Genomic DNA, 22,139 nt, shown 5'->3' on the forward strand with positions numbered 1-22,139 from the left:
ACAGGACTTACCATGATCCAATCCGGCTTTGCCGCCTTGGCCGATCGGCTGTCCGCCGTCACCCGCACCCGTCCGAGCGATCTGGATTCTGGCCAGATCCGGATCGAACTCCTATCGGGCCTGACCGTGGCCCTGGCCCTGGTGCCCGAGGCCGTGGCCTTTGCCTTTGTGGCGGGGGTCCATCCCCTGGTGGGGCTTTATGCGGCGTTCATGGTGGGCTTGATCACCGCCATTTTCGGCGGCCGCCCCGGCATGATCTCCGGGGCAACAGGCGCCCTGGCCGTGGTCATGGTGAGCCTGGTGGCAGAGCATGGCGTAGAATATCTGTTCGCGACCGTCATTTTGATGGGCGTATTACAGATCGTCGTCGGCGCTTTGCGCTGGGGGAAATTCATCAGGCTGGTCCCCCATCCTGTTATGCTCGGCTTTGTGAACGGCCTCGCCATCGTGATCTTCATGGCGCAGTTGGGCCAGTTCCAAGTTCCCGGCACCGCCGAAGCCTCCGGTCACGGCATGTCCGGGGGGGAGTGGCTGTCCGGCCTGCCGCTGGCCATCATGCTCGGCCTGGTGGGCCTGACCATGGTCATCATTTGGGGATTGCCGAAATTGACCACAGTGATCCCGGCCCCTTTGGCGGGCATCGGCATAACCGCCATTCTGGTCATCCTGGTCGGCATTGAGACGCCGCGGGTGGGGGATTTGGCCTCCATCGAGGGGGGCCTGCCAAGCTTTCACATTCCCGCTGTCCCCTTCACGTGGGAGACGCTCGAAATCATCCTGCCCTATGCCGTGGTGCTTGGCCTGATCGGCCTCATTGAGAGCCTTCTGACCCTCAATCTGGTGGGGGAGATCACCCAGCAGCGGGGCGGTGCGTCGAAAGAATGCGTCGCCCAGGGCATGGCGAACACCGCCACCGGATTGTTCGGCGGCATGGGCGGCTGCGCCATGATCGGGCAGTCGATGATCAATGTCCGCTCCGGGGGCCGGATGCGGCTGTCCGGGATCGCCGCAGCCCTCTTTTTGTTGTCATTCATCCTCTTCGCAGCACCGCTCATCGAGCAAATCCCCCTCGCCGCGCTGGTGGGCGTCATGTTCATGGTGGTTATCGGCACCTTTGCCTGGCACAGCTTCCGTATCCTGCCGAAAATTCCCAGAACCGACGCCTTGGTGGTGGTGCTCGTCACGGTCGTCACCGTGTGGCAGGATTTGGCCGTGGCCGTGGTGGTGGGGGTGATCGTTTCGGCCCTCGCCTATGCCTGGAATAATGCCCGCCGGATGCACGCCAACATCGTCGATCAGCCGACGGGCAGGGTCTATAAACTGGAGGGGCCGCTGTTCTTTGGATCGGCCGACGGTTTTCGGGATCTTTTCACCCCACAGGACGATCCTGAAAATGTTGTGATTGATTTCGCCCGGAGCCGTGTCGTCGACGGCTCGGCGTTACAAGCGATCGAAGATGTCGCCGCGAAATACGAGGCGGCGGGCAAGCACCTGCAGCTCCGCCATCTCTCCCATGATTGCCATCAATTGTTGCGCAAGGCGGAGCAATTGATCGTGGATGCCGATGACGACCCCGAATACGGGATCGCTGTCGATTATTCGGTCAGGACCGGCGCCATGGGCGGCGGCCACTGAAAACCACCGCCCCTGGACAGGGGCAGGGAGAAAGACGTGGCCCAAGCCCCTGTGATCAAGGCCCTCGACCTCCCCGCCTTTTTGCTTCTCCTTTTCCTGTCGCTCCTATGGGGTGGATCGTTCTTTTTCGTCGAGGTGGCGCTGACAGCTTTCAGCCCCCTGACGATCGTCGCTCTGCGGGTCTCCCTCGCGGCGGTGATATTATGGCTGTGGGTGGTGCTGCGGCGGATGCCAGTGCCTCGCAGTGCCGGCATATGGGCCGCCTTCGCGGTCATGGGCGTGGCCAACAACGCCATTCCCTTCATCCTTATCGTCTGGGGGCAGACGACTATTTCTTCTGGGCTCGCCGCTGTGCTGAATGCCACAACGCCGTTCTTTACGATCCTGCTTGCCGGCCTCCTGCTCCCCGATGAACGATTGACCCTGCGAAAGTTGCTTGGGGTCGCGGTCGGGTTGAGCGGGGTGGCGGTGATGATCGGTCCCACCGCCCTTCAGGGACTAGGCGGCGCCCTATGGGGGCAAATCGCCATTCTTGGCGGCACCTTCTCCTATGCCTGCGCCAGTGTGTTCGGTCGCCGGTTCGCCGCCATGGGCGTACGGCCGACCGTGACGGCAGCGGGCCAGGTGACCATGTCGTCCCTCCTGCTGCTCCCCCTCGCCCTAAAGGTCGACGGCTCATTTGGGCAATCCGTGCCCGGATGGGGGCCGGTATTGAGCATTATCGGGATTGCCAGTCTTTCCACCGCCCTGGCCTTCATCATCTATTTTCATCTGTTATCGACGGTCGGGGCGACCAATCTCGTGCTGGTCACCTTTCTGATCCCGATTTCGGCAATCATCCTGGGCCTCCTTTTCCTCGGAGAAGCCCTGACCGCCCCACAAATCATGGGGATGGCGATCATCGGCATCGGGTTGAGCCTGATCGATGGTCGCCTTTATCGTCGACAAAAAGTCGTCTGAACCGCCATGAGCGGCACCGCTCAGATATCAAGCTCCGCCGCGAGGGCGTTTTCCTGAATGAACTCCCGCCGCGGTTCCACCACGTCGCCCATCAGACGGCTGAAGATGTCATCGGCCTGATCGGCTTCCTCGATTTCGACCCGCAGCAATTGCCGCGCATTGGCATCAAGCGTGGTTTCCCAAAGCTGCTCGGGGTTCATTTCCCCAAGACCCTTATAGCGTTGGACGGAGATCCCTTTTTGACCCGCCTCGCGGATCGCATCCAGCAGGCGACCGGGGCCGAACACAACGAGCTCGTCGTCTTTCCGCAGCAAAAACGCCGGCTGTTCGAATACCGGCACAAGGGGCGCGATCGCATTGGCGAGGCGCCGGGCATCGCCACTCTGCAAAATATTGCCGGTGAGATGATGGCGCTCCTCAACGCCGCGCAGGGTCCGGGAGATGACGAGCCCGTCCCCTCCCTCAATCGTGACCGCCCATCCGCGTTCATATTCTTCTGACGTCATATCAAGGCGATCGATGAGTTTCTGCGTCAACGCTTCGGTCAGCGGGGTGCCCCCCATCAATCCCGAAAGGGCCGTTTGCACGATCACCTTGCGCGGAAATCTGTCGGGAAAGGCGGCAACGGCCTGCATCGAGGCCCGGGCGGCGGTGACGACGGCAGCGAAATCCTGCCCCGCCCGCTCCTCACCGGACCCAAGCCGGAGCTTGGCCCCATCCATCCCCTCAGAATACAGATGTTCGGCAAGAGCGCTTTCGTCGATAAGATATTGCTCGGACTTCCCGCGACTGACCTTATAAAGAGGCGGCTGCGCGATATACAAATACCCCCTACGGACAATTTCCGGCATCTGGCGATAGAAAAAGGTCAATAACAGGGTGCGGATATGGGCGCCGTCGACATCGGCGTCGGTCATGATCACGATTTTGTGATAGCGGAGCTTGTCGATATTGAAGTCGTCCTTGCCGATCCCGGTGCCCAGCGCCGTGATCAGGGTCCCGACCTCCTGGCTTGACAGCATCTTGTCAAAACGCGCGCGTTCCACATTCAGGATCTTCCCCTTCAAGGGCAAGATCGCCTGGTTTTCCCGATTGCGCGCCTGTTTGGCGGAGCCGCCCGCGGAATCGCCCTCCACCAGGAATAGCTCGGATTTGGCGGGATCCCGTTCCTGGCAATCGGCCAATTTCCCGGGAAGGGAGGAAATGTCGAGCGCCCCTTTGCGGCGGGTCAATTCCCGCGCCCGTCGGGCGGCTTCCCGTGCGGCGGCCGCCTCGACCACCTTTTGGGCCACCCGCTTCCCATCCCCGGGATTTTCCTCGAACCAGATATTGAGGGCCTCGCCCACCGCGCTTTCCACGACGGGGCGGACTTCAGAACTGACGAGCTTGTCTTTTGTTTGAGAGCTGAATTTCGGGTCCGGGACCTTGACGGACAGGACGCAGGTGAGCCCTTCGCGCGCATCGTCCCCCGATAGGCTCACCTTCTCCTTTTTCAGCAATCCCGAAGATTGCGCATAGCTATTGACGACTCGCGTCAACGCCGCACGAAAGCCCGCAAGGTGGGTGCCCCCATCCCGCTGGGGAATATTGTTGGTGAAGCACAAAACTTTTTCGTGATAGCTATCGTTCCACCACATCGCGACATCAACGACGAGCCCATCCTTTTCGGTCGAAAACGAAATGGGCGCGCCCATGATCGCCGATTTTGCATTGTCGAGATACCGGACAAACGCTTCCAGCCCGCCTTCGTAATAAAGCTCCTCCACCACCGGATCGACATGTCGACGATCGGTGAGCACGATCTTGACGCCGGAATTGAGGAAAGCGAGCTCCCGCAGACGTTTCTCCAGGGTCTCGAAATCGAAATCCGTGATGGCGAAAATATCTGCCGACGGATGAAACGTGACTTCAGTTCCGCTTTTATCCGTCTCCCCCATGACGGCGAGATCGTCGACAGGGTCGCCATTCTCAAAGCGCATCTGGTGGCGCTTTCCCCCCCGATAGATCACCAATTCGAGCCAGTCGGACAAGGCGTTCACAACGGACACGCCCACACCGTGAAGGCCCCCCGAGACCTTGTAGCTGTTCTGGTCGAACTTTCCGCCGGCGTGCAATTGGGTCATGATGACCTGTGCGGCGGACACCCCTTCCCCCGTATGGATCTCCGTCGGAATGCCGCGCCCATTGTCTGAGACTGACACCGACCCGTCCGCGTTCAGCGCAACCGTCACGGTATCGCAATACCCGGCCAAGGCCTCATCGATGGCGTTGTCCACCACCTCATAGACCATATGATGAAGCCCCGATCCGTCATCGGTGTCCCCAATATACATCCCCGGACGCTTTCTAACGGCGTCGAGTCCCTTGAGAACCTTGATCGATTGCGCCCCATACTCGGAGGCGGAGGTGGCGCCGTCTTGGGGGCCACTCGGTGCTTCACTCATACCTATTCATATCCGAAAATCGCATGGGGTAAGCTAGCCGATTCCGGCACGAAAAGCCAAGGAAAGCCGCAATGTTTCGACCTCGAATCGACGTCCATAAGATATTGATAATATTGAGGTTTTTTCGACAACACCAAGCCGGCATCATTCGCTGCCCGGCACCGTGTTACGCCCGTCAACATGAAGCCGGTCCACCCGGTCCCCCCACGCATCGAAAAGCGCTCGGTCAGTGCCTGTCATGAAGACGCAAATCGCCAGCTGGTCGAGCATCGCCGCCAGCGCCGCGCGCCGGTCTTCGTCCAAATGCGCCGCCACTTCGTCGAGCAGCAGAACGAGAGGCGCCTGCGTCGCCGCCAAGCTCGCTGTGGCGTGGGCGAGAACGAGGCCGATCAGAAGCGCTTTTTGCTCTCCGGTGGAGCACAGTCTCGCGGGCTGATCCTTACCCAGATGAACGACCTCAAGGTCGCTACGATGGGGACCCAAAAGCGTTCGGCCCGCCTCCCGGTCGCGGCGGCGGCCCCGTTCCAGAAGATCGGCATAGCTCTCCCGGCGGGCGGCCAAGGTCGGTATTCCGGCAATGTCCTCGAACGGCCCTGACAGGGACAGCCCAGCACGGGGAAAGGCGGTTTCTTGCACCCGCTCATAGTTCACCTGGAGCGCGGCCAACGTCTGTCGCCGGGCCTCGTCGATGGCGATCCCCGCTTCGGCCATTTGCGCCTCGAGCGGTTCAAGGATCGCCGGCGGCCACCCGGCCTCAAGAGCAGCCTGACGTTGGCGCAAGGCATTCTCAAAGGTCAGCGTGTCTCGACCATGGGAAGGACATCGCGCCAGGACCATCCGGTCGAGAAACCGCCGACGCTCGCCTGGGCTATCCGTAAACAGACGGTCTTGGGCCGGCGTCAACCATTGAAATCGGACACTGTCTAAAAGAGTTCCGGTCGAGCGCACGGGCTCACCGTCCACCTGCACATGGCGTTTCAGCGGCACCCCCTCAGCCCGCAGCGCCAACCGGCGGCGCCCTTCCCCTGTGCCAAGATCGACCCCTATTCCCCAACCGCCGTCCGATCCTTGGCGGGTCAAGTCCCCCAGGGCGGCACGGCGCAGGCCGCGCCCGGGCCCCATGAGGGATAAGGCTTCAAGGATATTCGTCTTGCCCGCGCCATTCGGGCCATAAAACGCCGTCTGACGCTTTTCGAACCGCCATTCCGCCGATCGATAGGAGCGGAATGAGGAGAGCGCGAGGCGGGTCACCCGGTCTTGCGTGATCGTCACACCCGCAGCGGCATGAGAACGTAGAGCGCCCCCTCATCCTCTTCATCGGTGACCAGGGTCGGTGACGCGGCATCGGCGAAATGGAAAACCGCCGTCTCGCCGCTGATCTGGTCAGCGATATCGAGGAGGTAGCGTGCATTGAACCCGACCTCGAGGTCGGTCGATTTGAAATCCACCGACAGCTCATCGGTGGCGCTCCCCGTTTCGGGGTTATTGACCAGGAGCGTGAGTTGATCCTCGGTCAGGGAGAGTTTCACCGACCGGGTCTTATCGGCCGACACCGTGGAAACGCGGTCCACCGCCCGGCGAAAGGCATCATTATCCACTTTCATCACCCGGTCATTGCCGGACGGAATCACCCGCTGATAATCAGGGAACGTCCCATCGATCAATTTCGAAACCAGGACGATATCACCAAAGGCAAAGCGGATCTTGGCGGGCGTCACGGTGACCGCCACATCGCCGTCGGCATCATCGAGCAGTCGGCGCAACTCCAGCACCGCCTTTCGCGGGATGATCACACCGGGGATCGCTTCGGCACCAGGGGGGAGGGGCGAGTCGAGACGAGCGAGACGGTGCCCATCGGTCGCCACAGCGCGTAGGCTCGGCGCGCCCTCCCCTTCGGTCAGCGCATGCAGGTAGACCCCATTGAGGTAGTATCGGGTCTCCTCCTGACTCATGGCAAAACGGGTACGATCAAGCAGCCGGCCAAGGGCATCGGCACTGATCGTAAAGGTGGCGCCCGCCGCCTCGTCCGACAGGGTCGGGAAATCGTCGTCAGGCAGGATCGACAGCTGAAATTCCGACCGGCCGGATTTCAGCATCAATCGGGAGGATCCCGACGATTTGTTGAGGCTGATCTGCCCGCCATCCGGCAATCGCTTGACGATGTCGTAGAGGGTCACCGCCGACGCGGTGACGCCCCCCTCTTCGGCAATCTCGGCCGGCACGGTCTCGGCAATTTCGATATCGAGATCCGTAGCGGTCAGGGCGAGAGACCCGCCCTGCGCGCGCATCAAGACATTGGACAAAATCGGAATGGTATTCCGCCGCTCCACGACACTTTGGGTGTGATGGAGGGCCTTGAGTAGCGTTGCACGCTCTATTGTGACTTGCATCGGATCCTCGGACCCCTTCGCTGAAGGTGGGGCGTTACCAAAGCACACCCCGCCCTTCGGCGCCAGAACCCGCGCCCATCAATCCATGGGTCAGGACGGAATTACTGTTCGAATGCCTCAAAGATTTTACTGATCTTCTCGCCGAACGCCTGATCGCTCTCGGCGAGGATCTCGCCTTTCGTGATCGAGTTGATGACCGTCGTGTGATCGCGCTGCAGCATGCCGCCGATCGCCGCCAGGGGTGCGTCCGTCAGACGACGCGCAGCCAGGGCAAAGGCGTGTCGAGCATGCACAAGATATCGTTTGCGCGATTTGCCCCGAAGGTCGTCCTTGCCGACACCGAATTGATCGGCGGTTACATCGAACACATCGTCGAGGGTTGTCTCTCGACGCCGTGATTTCAGCACCTGCGCCAGATGAGCCTGGGTCTCCTGGTCATCCTTAGACAGAACGGTTGGATCGAGTTGCACCGACAATTCATAAAAACGCATTGCGCCCAAGAGCTCCCGAACACATCCTTCGCTCTTCCGCGCAATATACTCAATATGACGCCGGGGCATTTGCAGACCCGTGCGCAGCGTGAACACATCGCTGCACCGCTGGGCGATCTTCAGCCGCAAATCATAGTCCGGCCTGTTGAGGGGAACCCTGGCCCCGCCGCCCAGCCGATCCGTCAGCCGACAGAGAATACCCGTCTCGGCCAGCTCTTTCGGCGACACCGCGCCGGTGACCAAGATTGGTTTCCCCATCTGCTCAAGCCGCTCGATCAGGCAGGCCAGCTCTTCCTGCGTTCTTTTCCGACCACGGAGCATATGAACGTCATCGAAAATCAGAAGATCCGTATCACGCAGATGGGCGCGCAGCTCCTTCAGGCTCCGCGAGACAATCGCGTCGGACACATCCGCCACGAGACTGTCATAGGTGAGGAAGATCAATCGACGGCCGGGATAGCGACGCAGGAATTGGTTCGCCGCGGCGCTGAGGAGATGAGATTTTCCCCGGCCAACACCGCCATAGATATAGGTCACCGGGGACCCCGCCCCTTCGATGATCTGCTCAATGGCGAGAACCGCCATGCGGTTGGTGTCATTCACCGAAAATGACTCGAACGTCTGGCTCACATTGAAATTGTCGTTGAACCGTTCCGACCCTTCCCCTTCCGAGGTCGTCGGCTCGGTCGCTGTATGGCGGTCGGTCTCCTTCGCCACAGGCGATGTCGCCATCGATTTGCGGGGAGGCAATTGGGGCGTCACCGGCCGACTGACGGCCCGATCCGCACGCCGCGCCACACTCAATTGCACTGAGGGCCGAGCTCCCGCACTTCGGCTGGCCTTTGACTTGGTGATCACGGATCTCATTCCGGCACCGCCAGTCAGTTCAATTTCCTCCACGCGACCACAATGGACATCCCACGTCGAAATAAATTCGTCTGCATACCAATGGGTAATGCGCTCGGCCTGGTATCGGTTATCCGTCGCGATCACCGCCCGTTGCTCGGTCCAGTCACGCAATGTCAGCCCTGCAAAATAACTCTTGTAAGTCATTTCACCAAACCGCGTTTCAAGCCCCCTCTTGAACGCAGCAAAGCAAAGCTCTTGATCGTCCGTGCTCATTATATTTTTTCTTCCCACGACAACAGTATCTGCAGCGTACCCGACACGCCACAATACTTCCGACAAAAAAGATGAAGATACGCGATACTAAAAGGCGACCTCAGCCAAGGCCGAAAACCCATATGCCGCCCTAGGACGGCACCCCACTAACAGATGAGTCAATAGTTGCCACAGGAGCCGCTGCCGTTTGGGTTAGACGATAGTCGGAAATTCGATCCGTCCACAGCCGAAACAACATACTCGCTCCCCACCTGCCTTCGATCGAGCATCTCACCGAAAAATGATGCCCTACCCGTTGTGACGAGACTATGACTTTTAGCTCAGCGCGCGCAAGTGTGATTCGTGAGGAAAAACTCGTTGACAGGGAACTGATTCGTCGACGTTGGTAAGCACACCGCATAACTGCTTGGGTTTGAAATCACGCAAGCCGGAAAATATTTTTTTCAGCCCTAATTATCCACAGCAATCGCTCCAATTCCGCAAAACAATTGGTGTTTAGACATTGCCTGAGGAGTCGAGACTAACGCACCCAATGCGCCCCTCGGACCAGCACCACTAGATCGATAGATACCAAAAAGCCCGGCCAAAGGCCGGGCGTATACCAAATTGATCGTGCAATGATTACTAAGCTGCGATCGCCTTGATACGACCCGACAAACGGGACAATTTCCTCGACGCCGTATTCTTATGGATGATCCCATGGCTGACAGCGCGCTGGACCTCGGAGGTCGCTTCGGCAAAAGCGGAACTCGCCGCCGCCGCATCGCCGTTGGCAATCGCCTCTTCGACACGCCGCAAAAATGTCCGTACACGGCTGCGGCGCGATTTGTTAACCGCGGTACGCCGTTCGATCTTACGAACCATTTTTTTGGCGGATGAAGTATTCGCCATCGAAACTCTCCAAATGAAAATGAGCAAATGGCCCTACGCACCAAGCAGGGCGTCGTCAATCCTATCTTTGGCATGTGGTGCAGGAAAATGTCGATCGGCCCGATTGCGCGAACCGACTGATCGATCGACCACATTGCCGGCAGGGCTCGCCCTCTCTGTCATAGACATCGAACCGATGTTGGAAATACCCCATCGCCCCGTCTGCGGCGTGGTAGTCCCGTAGCGTCGATCCCCCCGCCTCAATGGCGTCTTCCAGCGCGTCTTGAATGGCCGCGACCAAGCGCGTCGCCCGTTTTGGCCCAAGACTCGCCGCGAGGCGGCGCGGGGAGAGACGCGCCCGCCACAGGGCTTCACACACATAGATATTGCCAAGCCCCGCAACCGTCGACTGATCCAGAAGAAAGCTCTTCAGCGGCGTGCGGCGCCCTCGCGCTTCGGCCACAAGGTGATCTGGCGTGAACGCCTCACTCAGCGGCTCTGGCCCCATCTGCGCAAAGTGACGGCAGGTGGCGAGTTCGCCGCTCGCCACAAGGTCCATAAAGCCAAAGCGACGCGGGTCCGCATAGGCGACATGCCCCCGCCCCTCCGCCGGGATCTGCAACGTAAACCGCACATGGGTGTGCGCAACATCCCCTGCGCTTGCATGATAAAAGCGACCTGGCGCGCGCTCACCGCTCACCAGAAACCGGCCGGACATCCCCAAATGCATGATGAGCGTTTCTCCGGTGGAGAGGGGCAAGGTCAGATATTTGCCCCGCCGATCCACAGATAAGATCCGATTGCCCTCCAGGCGCTGGGAAAAGCCGTTGGGGAAGGGAAAGCGGAGATCCGGGCGCCGAAGCTCAACCCGCTCGATCATGGCACCGGCCATTGAGGGGGCAAGGCCCCGGCGGACCGTTTCGACTTCGGGAAGCTCAGGCACAGAAGAGGGTCTACTGCCCCGCTTTTCGATGTCGAGCGTAGATCGGCCCATCTTCCCGCGTCACGAGGACCGTCACAGGGAAAGAATGGCTTTCAGTTGCCCTTTTTGTGTGATGGTCAGGCCGGGGAGGTCGTCGATCAGCCGCGCCGCTTCGGCGGGGGTTGCGCGGCCCGTTTGAATATCCCCATTCAGCCTGACCACGCTCGACGCGATGCCTGAGCTGACGGTGTATTGCCGGTCTCCCTCGCCTGAGACAATTTCCCTCAAATCCGAAAGGATCGCGCCCGCCGCCAGGCCCTGAATAATTTCCGGTCGATCGTCACCGATCTCAATCGCTATCGCTGCGCCCTGACGATCGACAATGGCCATGGTCACCCGGCCGTCGAGGGTCGCCGCCAGGACTTCGTAGGGCCGATCCTCGGCGACCGCCGTGCCGGACACGGCCACCGCGCCAACCGTCAGGCCGATGAGTCTTCGCAACCGCATAACGTTCCTCCAACACGCCTTATTATCTGGCGCTTGATCAAAAAATGTTACGGCGAGAAACGAATTTCAACTGAAAAATGGAGTTGACTTGACGCCGGGTAATGATGCGCCGCGAAGGGATGAGGGGTTTATCAAGCCTATGTCGGTAAATCGCCATCGCTGTGGGGACAGGGTTGCGATAGCTTCGCAAGGATGGGGCCAAAACACTGCCCGTGTCGAGGCGATGAAGGGGAAAAGTCTATGCGCGCGGTACGAGCCGTCTTTATCGGAGCAGCCGCGCTTCTCACCTTTCCCTTTGCCGGGTGCTCGTCAGGGGGCGGGGGCGGCGGCGATGACGGTGTGGCCACCAGCCCGACGCCGATGGACGATGGGGGGAGTGGTGGAAGCTCGCCCCCCCTCAGCGCCGGCGACCCTCAATGGCGTGCGGGAGAGTATCCCCCGGCCGATGACTTCAAGGATCGATGTGCCGCCCCCCGTAGCGGCGTCGACAGCGAGGGGAATGTCTTCCCCGATCAGCCGGGCAGCTTGAGGGATGAACAATTCTGGCTCCGTTCCTGGACCCACGAGACTTATTTGTTCAATGATGAAGTGATCGATCGGGACCCTGCCGATTTCCCGTCGGCGGCGGCGTATTTCGATGTCCTGAAGACCGAAGAGACGTTCCGTCCCGGCAAGCCAAAGGATGAATTCCACTTCTCCCAGCCGACCGCGGACTATCTCGACAGTCGCAACGCCGTCGCCTCAATCGGCTACGGCGCCGCGATCACCGTGGTGCGCCCCACCCCGCCGCGGGAGATAAGGATCACCGCCACGCAAGAGCGGGCGCCCACTGCTTTCGTCCCCGGCGCTCAACTGGTCGCGGTGGACGGCATTGATCTCGTACACGGCATCACCACAGAAGCAGAGCGCCGCACGGCCCTTGCCGCCCTCTATCCTCGGGCGGCAGGGGAGGTACATCATTTCCACCTTCGGGTCCCCGGCGAAGCCGCTCTACGCACCGTCACCGCCCAGGCGATTCCGGTGAAAGGGGGGGCCGTCGACGATTTGCAAACCTTCGCCACCACCGAGGGGCGCACCGGCTATATCCGGATTGGCACCTTCGGCACCTATCAGGCCGAACGCGACATCTTCGATGCGATGAGTACGCTCGAAGCGGCGGATATTGAGGAGCTCATTCTCGATCTGCGGTACAATACGGGCGGCATTCTCGCCATCGCCTCACAGCTCTCCTACATGATCGCCGGGACCTCACGCACCCGCGACAAGGTGTTCGAAGGCTTCCGCTTCAACGACGATGCAGGGGAGTTGAACCCCACCACCGGGGACCCCAACACGCCCTTTCCGTTCTATGATACGGGGCTTGGCTTCAGCCTTACGGCGACAACCGCTCTACCGACCCTCAACAATCTCGACCGGGTCGTGATCCTCACATCGGGGGAAACCTGTAGCGCCAGTGAGTCGGTGCTGAACGGGCTTCGCGGCATCGACTTTCCCATCGTGGTGATCGGTGGCGGCACATGCGGCAAGCCCTTCGGCTTCTTCCCCACGGATAATTGCGGGACGACCTATTTCACCCTGCAATTCGAGGGGATCAACGATAAGGGTCAGGGGGGATATATCGATGGGTTCATCCCCGCCGATTCTCCCGCTCCCTATGGCGAGCGACTGCCTGGATGTGCCATTGAGGCCGCCCCCTCCGACCCGATCGGTGAGGCCGGGGATCCCCTCTATGATGCCGCCCTCACCTATATCGAAACCGGCAGCTGTCCGGCGACGCCGACAAGTCCCCTCGCCAGCGCCATGGCCGCAGGTCCCCAGCGCAGCGGCGCGGTGGCGACCCGTGCCGCCATCGGCCTCCCCCTCATTCCGGATCGAGGCATATCGGCGGGGCGCGCCCGCGATGTGGTAAGGCCCGCCAAATGACACCGTCCCCGCTGCGCCTTTGCCTGCTTTTTGTACTTGCCGTCGGAAGCGCCGCCTGTGCGGCGTCACCGGCGGGCGGGACCGACGCCCCCCTTCTCACGCCGGCTTTGCTGATCGGCGATGAGGACGACGCCCGAGCGGTGATCCGCCAAACGCTCGCCGAGGCTCTCGCGCGGCCAAGCCTGGCGCTGGGCCCCACCGAGCTCCATCGCTCGTCCTTGATCCCCCTCCTCCCACCGCCCTCGGCGAATGCCCCCGGCAAGAGCCTGGCCCGCCCGCAGACGGTGACCCTGGCGCACAGCGAGGCGCAATGCTGGCTGACCGGCGGGCCTTTGCCACGCCCCCTACGCCTCCCTCCTCTCCTTCGGTGTCGCGCCGAGGGCTGATAGTCGGCATCGAAGGGAGAAGGCTGTAGGGAGAAAGCCGAAGGGAGAGGCTGGGCTTACAGCAAGTTCATCGACATTGCCTGAACCAAGTCCTCTTTCGCCGGTTTATTCGGCGGAAGCAAAAAATGGAGGCTTTCGTGATGAATAAAGATTACAAAAACACCGCCATCGCTCTTCTTTCCTTGTCGGCAGCGTCACTGTCGACATCCGCTCTTGCCGCTACGCTCCAAGATAGCGACGGCCCTGTGGAAAATTACTTCGAAAAGCGCGCCGAGCAGGCTGAAAACTTCGGTCAGAAAGCGCAAGAGACGTCGCAGGCCGGCAGCGAAAGCCTTGACGACCGGGCCGAGCGTCGGAGCGATCTGGCACGGGAGCGGGCCGCCAATCGCGGAGAGGCCGTTGAGCAGTTCGGTGACAATGTCGAGGAGCGCCTGAACGACAATGGTCAGAAAGCTGATCAGTTCGGTGACAACATCCAACGGCGGGCCGAAAATTACAACGACGCGACCCGGGAGCGAGCCGAAGATAAGGCCGAGCGGCGCGACAATGCCAATGAGGCCCTCGCCGACCGCGCCGAGAATTACGGCCAAAATGCTGAGCAGCGCGCCGAAGAGCGGTCCGAGAACCGTAGCTGGTTTGCCCGTTGGTTCGGCGACTAAACCGCTGACGACACCCAAGAGAGCGCCCGAGCCGCGATAGGCTCTGCGCGTTGCCCTTTCTACCCCCCCTCGGGATCTGCCGATCTCGAGGGGGGTTTTTGACGCCTATTGCCCCCCTCGGATTGGCCGCCGAGCACAAGGCTGATCTACACAAAAAAAGCGGACCGCCGAGGCGATCCGCTTCAGGAGTATCCATCAGATGGCAAGCTTCCTTGCCATCGGGGCGCTTACATCATGCCGCCCATGCCGCCCATGTCGGGCATACCGCCACCGGCACCGCCGCTGTCTTTCTTCGGCGCTTCGGCGATCATGGCTTCGGTGGTGATGAGAAGCCCCGCCACGGAGGCCGCATCTTGCAGGGCGTGACGGACAACCTTCGCCGGGTCGACGATGCCCATGTCGAGGAGGTTGCCATATTCCTCAGTCTGCGCATTGAAGCCGAACTTGGTGTCGTCCTGCTCGAGCAGCTTACCGACGACGATCGAGCCTTCTTGTCCGGCGTTTTCCACGATCTGCCGCAGGGGGGCCTGAACCGCCCGACGGATGATGTGAATACCGGCATTCTGATCGTCATTGACCCCTTCGAGGCCATCGAGCGCGCGCGCCGCATAAAGAAGAGCGGTCCCGCCGCCGGGGACGATGCCTTCTTCGACCGCCGCACGGGTTGCGTTCAGCGCGTCGTCGACACGGTCTTTCCGCTCTTTCACTTCGACTTCGGTCGCGCCGCCGACTTTGATCACCGCCACACCGCCGGCGAGTTTCGCCAGACGCTCTTGCAGTTTTTCACGATCGTAATCGGAAGACGTGTCTTCGATCTGCTTGCGGAGTTGAGCCGTCCGGCCTTCGATATCGTCCTTATCGCCCGCCCCATCGACGATCGTGGTCTCGTCTTTGGTGATGGTCACCCGCTTGGCGGTGCCGAGCATGTCGAGGGTGACGTTTTCGAGCTTGATGCCGAGATCCTCGGAGACGACTTGACCGCCGGTCAGGACCGCGATGTCTTCGAGCATCGCCTTACGACGATCCCCAAACCCTGGGGCTTTGACCGCCGCGATTTTCAGTCCGCCGCGGAGCTTGTTGACCACGAGGGTGGCCAGCGCCTCCCCTTCGACGTCCTCAGCGATAATCAGCAGGGGTTTACCCGACTGCACCGCGCTTTCGAGAAGCGGCAACATGGACTGAAGATTGGAGAGCTTCTTCTCGTGCAGGAGGATATAGGGGTCCTCCAGCTCGGTGGTCATTTTCTCGGCGTTGGTGATGAAGTACGGCGAGAGATACCCACGGTCGAACTGCATCCCTTCGACCACATCGAGCTCGGTCTCGGCGGTCTTGGATTCCTCGACGGTGATGACCCCTTCATTGCCAACTTTTTCCATGGCTTTGGCGATCATCTCACCGATCTCTTTTTCGCCATTGGCGGAGATGGTGCCGACTTGCTCGATCCCGGCGGAACCGGAAACCGGCGTCGCGTTCGAGCGGATTTGCTCGATGACTTTCGTCACGGCCAGATCGATCCCGCGCTTGAGATCCATCGGGTTCATGCCGGCGGCCACGGACTTGGCACCCTCACGAACGATCGCCTGCGCCAGAACGGTCGCGGTGGTCGTGCCGTCACCGGCCTCGTCATTGGTTTTCGAGGCGACTTCTTTGATGAGCTGCGCGCCCATATTTTCGAACTTGTCTTCAAGCTCGATTTCCTTCGCCACGGACACGCCGTCCTTGGTGGTGCGGGGCGCCCCGAAGGACTTTTCGATCACCACGTTACGGCCTTTGGGGCCGAGAGTGACCTTGACCGCATTGGCGAGGATGTCGACGCCTCTGAGCATACGCTCACGGGCATCGGCTTCGAAGCGGACTTCTTTCGCTGCCATGTCTGTTTCGTTCCTTAAAATTCAGTGTGAAGAGAAAAAACTGTTGGTCCCTGGCTGGCCTCAATCGAGGATGCCGAGGACGTCCGATTCTTTCATGATGATAAGGTCTTCGCCGTCGACTTTGACTTCGGTGCCGGACCATTTGCCGAACAGGATCTTGTCGCCGGCTTTCAATTCGAGGGGCACGATCTCGTTATCGTCGCCGCGGGCACCGGACCCAACAGCCACGACTTCCCCCTGCTGAGGCTTTTCTTTGGCGGTATCGGGGATGATGATTCCCCCAGCGGTTCGTTCGTCTTCTTCGACGCGGCGCACAAGCACACGGTCGTGAAGGGGTCTAAAAGCCATCGATCGTTCTCCGAGACTTATGTGAGGACACGTAGACCGCGCCCTCCTACGTGAATGGATGTGTTCCCAGCCGGAGCGAGATTAGCACTCTCTCCCCTCGGCTGCTAACGATTGGCAAGTAGGAAGGGGGCAAGACCGCGTCAATAGGCGCGCTGTGCAAATTTGGCCCCCACCCCCCGACGAAAGGAGGGCTTAACTTTGCCCCCAAGACAAGCGTAGATTGTCCCAAAATGATAATAATAAGGGAGAGCGCCCATGGCAGCGCATCACACCGAATCGCTAAGGCCGGAGGGCGAGGCGGAAGCCTCAGAAGCGTATGCCGGTTCCGCCAGTGAGCCCACCACCAAGACGAGTGACCCCTCCCCCGCGACAGAAGCCCGACACCGCCGATGTCGGCGGGCCGCGCTTCTCGACCGACCCGCTTTAGACGAAGCCTTTGGGATGTGTCAGCGCGCCCCGGCAGGGTGCCATCTCCTCCGCGACCGGCCGTCCCTCTCCACATGCCTGGCCGACCGGGACAGGTTATCCGCCCTGCCGCGGGGCACGCTGGGGCGGGCCTATTATGTCTTCACCGAGCGTGAGGGACGGACCGCGCCTCTGACCACTCTCTCGACGGCGGAAGAGCGCGATGGGGGGGAGGAGGCCGGCGAGCTCAGCTATATGCGCGACCACCTCTACCATGCCCACGATCTCCTGCATGTTCTGACCGGTTATGGGCGGGATACGATCGGCGAGCTGTGTCTATTGGCCTTTGTCCGACCGATTGGACGCCCTGCGACCAGTGGCGCTCCTTTTCCAGCGTCCGCCGAGCCCCCCCGCGCCCGGTGGCTAGCTTGGCTTGGCGGGCTTGGCGCTTTCAAACGCTTTGGAGGCCTGCCATTGTTCCGATGCCTTAATGAGGCGCGGAAGCTCGGTCTTCAGGCGGAGGCCCTCTCCACACTCCCTTGGGAAAAGCTCGTCGAGCACCCTTTGGAGATGATCCGTCGCCGCTATGGGGTCGGCTCGCCGACGCTCTACCTGTCGATCAAGGACCTGGCCGAAAAAATTGACGGCAACACCTGTCCGATGCCGACTCCCGTGCTATCGGCCGCGTAATCACACAATTTCTCAAGGCCTCAAGAAGGAGACCCGGTTGCCGCGCGGCCCCACCGAGTGCTCTCTCATCTTGACCCTTAGCGAACATTATACAGATAGAAGAGTATGTCCGGAGAACACCTGTCTGACCAAGCCGAGAAAGGGGCGTCCGAAGCCGCCCGCAACGGTCGAGAAGCCCTCATCGCCTCTGCCCTCTCCCTGGTGAAGGAACGCGGCTACGCGGCCCTCAGCGTCAGTGCCATTTGCAAGCGCGCGGGGGTCTCCGCCCCCTCCCTCTACCACCATTTCGGCGATAAGGCGGGTCTCCTCCTCGCGCTGATCGAGGAATGTCTGGCCCAGGACGCCACCGCGATGATGTCGAAGATTGAGGGCAAAGAACCGCCGCTTCAGCGACTTCAGAGATTTATTGCCATTTTTCGTGAGTTCTTTACCGGCCGCACGGTGGATACCGCCACCGTCGTCTTCGCGATTTCGCAAGGGCGGGGGGAGAGTGAGGCCATCGCCAATGCTGTGGACAAGGCGCAGCGGGCGATCGTGACCTTCACCGCCGCGCGATTTGCCGACATCCTGGGCATGAAAGATGCCCAGGTCTTTGCAGATTTGTTTTTGAGCTTTGCCGCCTATCTGTCGCAAATTGCGCAGACCTCGGCGCCGGATCGAGACGAACGTCTGCACCGCGCCGTTAAGCATTTTGAGCGGTTCTTCATTCTCGGCATCGGGGCGGAACGCCCGGAATTTCTTAAAGATGCCGACTTTGCCGCCGCCCATGCCAAGGCGGCTTCACCTCAACTGGCCTAACCCCGAAAGACGGAGCCCCGCCCCCATGTTTGACGGTCCCTATCAAGCTTACAGTCAACATCGTCGGCCGCTCTCCGCCCTCGCGGCCGTCGCTCGGCTGATCAAGAATAAAGAAGATACAGCGCAGGTATTCCGGATCATCGCGGCCCTCGATGGCCCCTCTCTCAATACGGCCTTCGAGCGCTTTGCCGAGAGTGAACAGGGCCGACATTATCTCAAAACGCGTCCGTGTTTGCGCACAGCCCTGATGGACCATGAATGGCTCGCCAGTTTACCGGCGGAGAGCTTTGGGCGGGCCTATTATGACTTCATTTCTAAAGAGGGGTTGTCCGCCGACGGGCTGCAACACGAAATGGACCATAGTGGGGAGCGCTTTGACGAGGCGGGCCCGGACCGACAATATTTTGCCTATCGGATTCGCCATTCCCACGATCTCTTTCACATACTTACCGGCTATGGGCGCGATGCGATCGGTGAGGTCAGTGTCCTGATCTTCACAGTGCACTCCTCTTCGAAAGCCTCGGCCGATGAGAAACAGGTTCGAAGCTATGGGATCAGCCTTATCGCCGCGCTCGGGCGGCTGAAGATCCGGCGAGAATTCCCCAACTTTCCGGTTGAAAAATGTCTCGCCGAAGCGCGGGCCCTTGGCGATGCCGCGCGCCCCTTGACCCTTGCGCCTTGGGAAGACCTGCTCGACCAGCCACTCGAAGAAGTCCGTGCCCGGTACAACATCGCCCGTCCGCAGACCTATCTTTCGATCAAGGACAGTATTTCAGCCGCCGATGAGGAATATCGCGACCGGCTGGCCGCAGCGGCGTGAGGGACCCCACGCCTTAGACAAAACCGTCTGGACGGTCAGTGTATAAACCACCATCGCCCTGGTGATCTGCCCATGGCAGACATTTCCCAAGGGCGTCCGGCCCTCCCCCCCGGGCCTACCCTTTAAGGCGAAAGACGCCCAAGGTCTCCCCAGTTCTCTTCTCCTATTGGTTGTGTTGCGGCGCCGATTGAACAATCGGTTAATGTCAATTAACGTTAAGCGTGTCAGTTAACTCGCAAAACACGTTGATACTCATGGTTTATAATGGTCCCTACGAAGTTTTTACGGAGAAACGGCGGCCCGTCGACGCGGCGATCTCGGCCTTTCGGCTCGTCTATAACAAGGAAGATACCAGCAAGGTTTTCCGCGTCATCGCCGCCCTCGATGGGCCGGCCCTTGAAATGGGCTTCAAGCGATTTGCCTCCACGCCCTATGGCCAGCACCTCCTCGCCGAGCGGACTTGCCTGCGCGAAACCTTGATGCGGCACGACTGGCTGGCAAGCCTGCCCGAGGGCAGCCTCGGACGCGCCTATTACGACTTCATGGCCGCCGAAGGACTGACGGCGGACGGCTTTCAGGAAGAAATGAACCGAACCGGCGAGACGTTTGAGGCGGCGGGGCCGGAGCGGCGCTACTTCCTCTATCGGATGCGCCATGCCCACGATCTCATCCATGTTCTGACCGGCTATGGGCGCGACGCCATTGGCGAATTGTCTATCCTGCAATTCACCGCCAATCTCGGCGCCAACAAAATGCCCAAAGGCAAGCTGCACAATGCCGGGGTGAAGCTGATTGTCCTCACCGGCTGGCTCAAGGCGCGACGCATGTATGCGCGATTTTCCATGGATCGGTGCCTCGCGGAGGCCAAGGAATTGGGAGCCAATGCCAAATCCCTGTTTCTTGCCCCTTGGGAAGACCTCCTTCCCCAACCGCTTGAAGCCGTGCGCGCCACCTATCGGATCGGCCGACCGGATTTCTACCTCTCGATGAAGTCAGCCCTGGCCGATTTCGATGTGATGCGCCGGGCGCAATTGGCGGCGAAGGCGCACAAAAAGACCCAAACGGCGGAGGCGGCGTAGCGGCCCCCACCGCGCCGTGCCATCGGTTGGGGTGGGGGGCGGTCATCCCCCCTCATCAGCGTCCATCGACCAAGGGCGGGGAGTGCGAAAGCCGCCCCTGCATAAGGGCATGACGGCGACGATCCATGGGCTATAGTCATGAATCTAAAGATCGGCCGCCATGTCGGCAGAATGGGAGATCCGCCACATGTTGACTGTGCTCGCCCTTACCTTGCTTGAGGCGATTAGCCCCCTGGACGTCGAAGGCACGTGGCAGACCGAAGATGGCCGCTCGAAAGTCGAGATCCGCCTCGAAGAGGGCGAGAAACCGGTCGGGCGCGTGGTGTGGGTCGACCCCCAATCGCTGGACCCGGCACGGGCGGCGGGGCCGATCTATGATCGGCACAATCCCGATAGCCAAATGGCCTTGCGTCCGATCATCGGTTTACCGATTATCTATGGCTTCGAACGATCGGAGACTGCCTGGCGACGGGGGGAAATCTACGACCCCAGCCAAGGGGCCACCTATCGCGCACGACTCCAACGGGTCGATCAGGACACGCTGATGGTCAAGGGATGCGTTGCCGTCCTCTGCCGTGAGCAAATCTGGACAAAGAGCCCGCTTCTCGCCCAACACGAAGCTGAGGCGCTTGCCCTCAGCCCCGACCCCCAATAGACGCGCCCGCTCCCCGGGTGACGATCGGGCTGGCGTCCATGCGCCTCCCCCCTGAATGACAAAGGAGATCCCCATGCGAGTCATGCGCCTTGGCAGCCCTCAAAAACTCGAAAATCTGGTGCTCGGAGATCTCGACGATCCCGGTGCCCCGGCCGCCGGAGAGGTGCGGGTCAGGATCGAAGCCAGCTCCCTCAATTTTCACGATTATTCGGTCGTGAAAGGCATGTTGCCGACGGAGGATGGGCGAATCCCCCTCTCCGATGGGGCCGGAACGGTCGAGGCCGTCGGTGAAGGCGTGACCTCTCTTTCGGTCGGCGACCAGGTTGTCTCCGTCTTCTTTCCGCACTGGCAAGACGGCGCCCCGGCGATCGGTGATTTCTCCACGACCCCCGGCGACGGCGTCGACGGATATGCGCGAACAATCGTCAATCGTCCGGCGACCTGGTTCACCAAGACCCCCAAAGGCTGGTCCGCCGCCGAATCCGCGACCCTGACCACCGCGGGGCTGACCGCCTGGCGCGCCCTATTCGTGGATGGATCATTGAAAGCGGGCGACACCCTCCTGTGTCTGGGCACCGGCGGCGTCTCGATCTTTGCCCTGCAATTCGCCAAGGCGGTCGGGGCGCGGGTCGCGATGACCTCCTCCTCCGACGAAAAGCTCGCCAAGACCGAGGAGATGGGCGCCGACTTTACGGTGAATTACAAATCCAATGAAAAATGGGGAAAAGCCGTTGCCCAATGGACGGGCGGCACCGGCGTTGACCACGTGATTGAAGTCGGCGGTCCTGCGACCCTGTCGCAGTCGATCACCGCGACGCGGATCGGCGGGCATATCCATTTGATCGGTGTCTTGACAGGAATCCAGGGCGAGATCCCCACGGCCAATATGATGCGTAAACAGATTACCCTTCAGGGCCTAATCGTCGGCAATCACCGGCAGCAACGGGATATGATCAAGGCGATTGATGCCACGGGGCTCAAACCCGTGATCGATAAGACCTTTGATCTGAGCGAGCTGGCCAGCGCGTTCCAATATGAGGCCGATGGGAAGCATTTTGGGAAGATTGCGATCTCCATTTGATCCGCCGACGGTTTGCCAGGCCAGGTCAGCGACCTGGCCGACAGCAAAAGGAGGCGGCAGAGAGGGGGCGGCCCTGCGGCCGC

20 protein-coding genes are annotated in these 22,139 nt (G+C 60.7%); 11 read left to right on the forward strand and 9 right to left on the reverse strand.

All coding sequences use genetic code 11. The features are described from left to right. The first annotated feature begins 12 nt into the window (after positions 1-12). Positions 13-1,635, forward strand: a complete 1,623-nt coding sequence (locus PB2503_RS00975; RefSeq protein WP_013299342.1) for a SulP family inorganic anion transporter — start codon at positions 13-15, stop codon at positions 1,633-1,635. 36 nt (positions 1,636-1,671) lie between these two features. Continuing rightward, the gene (locus PB2503_RS00980; protein WP_013299343.1) at positions 1,672-2,595 is read left to right on the forward strand and encodes a DMT family transporter; all 924 of its coding nucleotides are present in this window, start codon (positions 1,672-1,674) and stop codon (positions 2,593-2,595) included. 20 nt (positions 2,596-2,615) lie between these two features. On the opposite strand, the gene gyrB is transcribed toward PB2503_RS00980, so the two are convergent. From gyrB to PB2503_RS01015, 7 genes are all read right to left on the reverse strand, one after another. After that, a complete protein-coding gene (gyrB, locus tag PB2503_RS00985; RefSeq protein WP_041534845.1) occupies positions 2,616-5,039 on the reverse strand; it encodes a DNA topoisomerase (ATP-hydrolyzing) subunit B in 2,424 nt (807 codons plus the stop codon). A 144-nt stretch (positions 5,040-5,183) separates the two neighbouring features. Continuing rightward, complete coding sequence (gene recF / locus PB2503_RS00990; RefSeq protein ID WP_013299345.1) at positions 5,184-6,311, reverse strand: DNA replication/repair protein RecF; 1,128 nt, start codon at positions 6,309-6,311, stop codon at positions 5,184-5,186. Next, positions 6,308-7,429: a DNA polymerase III subunit beta gene (dnaN, locus tag PB2503_RS00995; protein ID WP_013299346.1), complete on the reverse strand. Its 1,122-nt coding sequence runs from the start codon at positions 7,427-7,429 to the stop codon at positions 6,308-6,310. The genes recF and dnaN overlap by 4 nt, the downstream gene beginning before the upstream one ends. A 101-nt stretch (positions 7,430-7,530) precedes the next feature. Then, on the reverse strand, positions 7,531-9,042 hold the full coding sequence (locus PB2503_RS01000; protein ID WP_013299347.1) for a DnaA/Hda family protein: 1,512 nt from the start codon (positions 9,040-9,042) through the stop codon (positions 7,531-7,533). Positions 9,043-9,666: 624 nt separating this feature from the next. After that, positions 9,667-9,933 carry a 30S ribosomal protein S20 gene (gene rpsT / locus PB2503_RS01005; protein ID WP_013299348.1) on the reverse strand — a complete coding sequence of 89 codons (267 nt, stop codon included), beginning with the start codon at positions 9,931-9,933 and terminating at the stop codon, positions 9,667-9,669. 61 nt (positions 9,934-9,994) lie between these two features. Continuing rightward, positions 9,995-10,855, reverse strand: a complete 861-nt coding sequence (mutM, locus tag PB2503_RS01010) for a bifunctional DNA-formamidopyrimidine glycosylase/DNA-(apurinic or apyrimidinic site) lyase (RefSeq protein ID WP_013299349.1) — start codon at positions 10,853-10,855, stop codon at positions 9,995-9,997. 72 nt (positions 10,856-10,927) lie between these two features. Then, positions 10,928-11,341 (reverse strand): hypothetical protein, encoded by a 414-nt coding sequence (locus tag PB2503_RS01015; RefSeq protein WP_013299350.1) that lies wholly within the window; start codon positions 11,339-11,341, stop codon positions 10,928-10,930. Positions 11,342-11,581: 240 nt separating this feature from the next. Here PB2503_RS01015 and PB2503_RS01020 point away from each other — a divergent pair, with 240 nt between their 5' ends. The 3 genes from PB2503_RS01020 (at position 11,582) to PB2503_RS01030 (ending at position 14,309) form a co-directional block, all read left to right on the forward strand. Then, on the forward strand, positions 11,582-13,264 hold the full coding sequence (locus PB2503_RS01020; protein ID WP_013299351.1) for a S41 family peptidase: 1,683 nt from the start codon (positions 11,582-11,584) through the stop codon (positions 13,262-13,264). Continuing rightward, a complete protein-coding gene (locus tag PB2503_RS01025; protein ID WP_013299352.1) occupies positions 13,261-13,650 on the forward strand; it encodes a hypothetical protein in 390 nt (129 codons plus the stop codon). Before PB2503_RS01020 ends, PB2503_RS01025 begins: the two co-directional genes overlap by 4 nt. 137 nt (positions 13,651-13,787) lie before the next feature. Continuing rightward, on the forward strand, positions 13,788-14,309 hold the full coding sequence (locus PB2503_RS01030; protein WP_148235145.1) for a hypothetical protein: 522 nt from the start codon (positions 13,788-13,790) through the stop codon (positions 14,307-14,309). Between the two features lie 227 nt (positions 14,310-14,536). Here the strand turns inward: PB2503_RS01030 and groL are convergent, their stop codons facing one another. Continuing rightward, on the reverse strand, positions 14,537-16,180 hold the full coding sequence (gene groL, locus PB2503_RS01035; RefSeq protein ID WP_013299354.1) for a chaperonin GroEL: 1,644 nt from the start codon (positions 16,178-16,180) through the stop codon (positions 14,537-14,539). 60 nt (positions 16,181-16,240) lie between these two features. Beyond that, the gene (gene groES / locus PB2503_RS01040; protein WP_013299355.1) at positions 16,241-16,528 is read right to left on the reverse strand and encodes a co-chaperone GroES; all 288 of its coding nucleotides are present in this window, start codon (positions 16,526-16,528) and stop codon (positions 16,241-16,243) included. Between the two features lie 255 nt (positions 16,529-16,783). Here groES and PB2503_RS13640 point away from each other — a divergent pair, with 255 nt between their 5' ends. The 6 genes from PB2503_RS13640 (at position 16,784) to PB2503_RS01070 (ending at position 22,056) form a co-directional block, all read left to right on the forward strand. Beyond that, positions 16,784-17,623: a Coq4 family protein gene (locus tag PB2503_RS13640; protein WP_013299356.1), complete on the forward strand. Its 840-nt coding sequence runs from the start codon at positions 16,784-16,786 to the stop codon at positions 17,621-17,623. Between the two features lie 105 nt (positions 17,624-17,728). Further along, positions 17,729-18,421, forward strand: a complete 693-nt coding sequence (locus PB2503_RS13645) for a TetR/AcrR family transcriptional regulator (protein WP_013299357.1) — start codon at positions 17,729-17,731, stop codon at positions 18,419-18,421. A gap of 25 nt (positions 18,422-18,446) precedes the next feature. Then, positions 18,447-19,241, forward strand: a complete 795-nt coding sequence (locus tag PB2503_RS01055; RefSeq protein ID WP_013299358.1) for a Coq4 family protein — start codon at positions 18,447-18,449, stop codon at positions 19,239-19,241. Positions 19,242-19,495: 254 nt separating this feature from the next. Then, complete coding sequence (locus PB2503_RS13650; RefSeq protein ID WP_013299359.1) at positions 19,496-20,320, forward strand: Coq4 family protein; 825 nt, start codon at positions 19,496-19,498, stop codon at positions 20,318-20,320. A gap of 160 nt (positions 20,321-20,480) precedes the next feature. Then, a complete protein-coding gene (locus PB2503_RS01065) occupies positions 20,481-20,975 on the forward strand; it encodes a DUF2147 domain-containing protein (protein ID WP_013299360.1) in 495 nt (164 codons plus the stop codon). 73 nt (positions 20,976-21,048) lie between these two features. Continuing rightward, positions 21,049-22,056 (forward strand): zinc-dependent alcohol dehydrogenase family protein, encoded by a 1,008-nt coding sequence (locus tag PB2503_RS01070; protein ID WP_013299361.1) that lies wholly within the window; start codon positions 21,049-21,051, stop codon positions 22,054-22,056. The last annotated feature ends 83 nt before the right edge of the window (positions 22,057-22,139 follow it).

It is taken from the genome of Parvularcula bermudensis HTCC2503, from assembly GCF_000152825.2.
GTDB classification, from domain to species: domain Bacteria; phylum Pseudomonadota; class Alphaproteobacteria; order Caulobacterales; family Parvularculaceae; genus Parvularcula; species Parvularcula bermudensis.

Excerpts from the sequence above, each read along its gene's own strand:
- PB2503_RS00975 (WP_013299342.1), top strand. The coding sequence starts at position 13 with ATGATCCAATCCGGCTTTGCCGCCTTGGCCGATCGGCTGTCCGCCGTC.
- gyrB (WP_041534845.1), bottom strand. The coding sequence starts at position 5,039 with ATGAGTGAAGCACCGAGTGGCCCCCAAGACGGCGCCACCTCCGCCTCC.
- dnaN (WP_013299346.1), bottom strand. The coding sequence starts at position 7,429 with ATGCAAGTCACAATAGAGCGTGCAACGCTACTCAAGGCCCTCCATCAC.
- PB2503_RS01000 (WP_013299347.1), bottom strand. The coding sequence starts at position 9,042 with ATGAGCACGGACGATCAAGAGCTTTGCTTTGCTGCGTTCAAGAGGGGG.
- rpsT (WP_013299348.1), bottom strand. The coding sequence starts at position 9,933 with ATGGCGAATACTTCATCCGCCAAAAAAATGGTTCGTAAGATCGAACGG.
- PB2503_RS01015 (WP_013299350.1), bottom strand. The coding sequence starts at position 11,341 with ATGCGGTTGCGAAGACTCATCGGCCTGACGGTTGGCGCGGTGGCCGTG.
- PB2503_RS01020 (WP_013299351.1), top strand. The coding sequence starts at position 11,582 with ATGCGCGCGGTACGAGCCGTCTTTATCGGAGCAGCCGCGCTTCTCACC.
- PB2503_RS01025 (WP_013299352.1), top strand. The coding sequence starts at position 13,261 with ATGACACCGTCCCCGCTGCGCCTTTGCCTGCTTTTTGTACTTGCCGTC.
- groL (WP_013299354.1), bottom strand. The coding sequence starts at position 16,180 with ATGGCAGCGAAAGAAGTCCGCTTCGAAGCCGATGCCCGTGAGCGTATG.
- groES (WP_013299355.1), bottom strand. The coding sequence starts at position 16,528 with ATGGCTTTTAGACCCCTTCACGACCGTGTGCTTGTGCGCCGCGTCGAA.
- PB2503_RS13640 (WP_013299356.1), top strand. The coding sequence starts at position 16,784 with ATGGCAGCGCATCACACCGAATCGCTAAGGCCGGAGGGCGAGGCGGAA.
- PB2503_RS13645 (WP_013299357.1), top strand. The coding sequence starts at position 17,729 with ATGTCCGGAGAACACCTGTCTGACCAAGCCGAGAAAGGGGCGTCCGAA.
- PB2503_RS01055 (WP_013299358.1), top strand. The coding sequence starts at position 18,447 with ATGTTTGACGGTCCCTATCAAGCTTACAGTCAACATCGTCGGCCGCTC.
- PB2503_RS13650 (WP_013299359.1), top strand. The coding sequence starts at position 19,496 with ATGGTTTATAATGGTCCCTACGAAGTTTTTACGGAGAAACGGCGGCCC.
- PB2503_RS01065 (WP_013299360.1), top strand. The coding sequence starts at position 20,481 with ATGTCGGCAGAATGGGAGATCCGCCACATGTTGACTGTGCTCGCCCTT.
- PB2503_RS01070 (WP_013299361.1), top strand. The coding sequence starts at position 21,049 with ATGCGAGTCATGCGCCTTGGCAGCCCTCAAAAACTCGAAAATCTGGTG.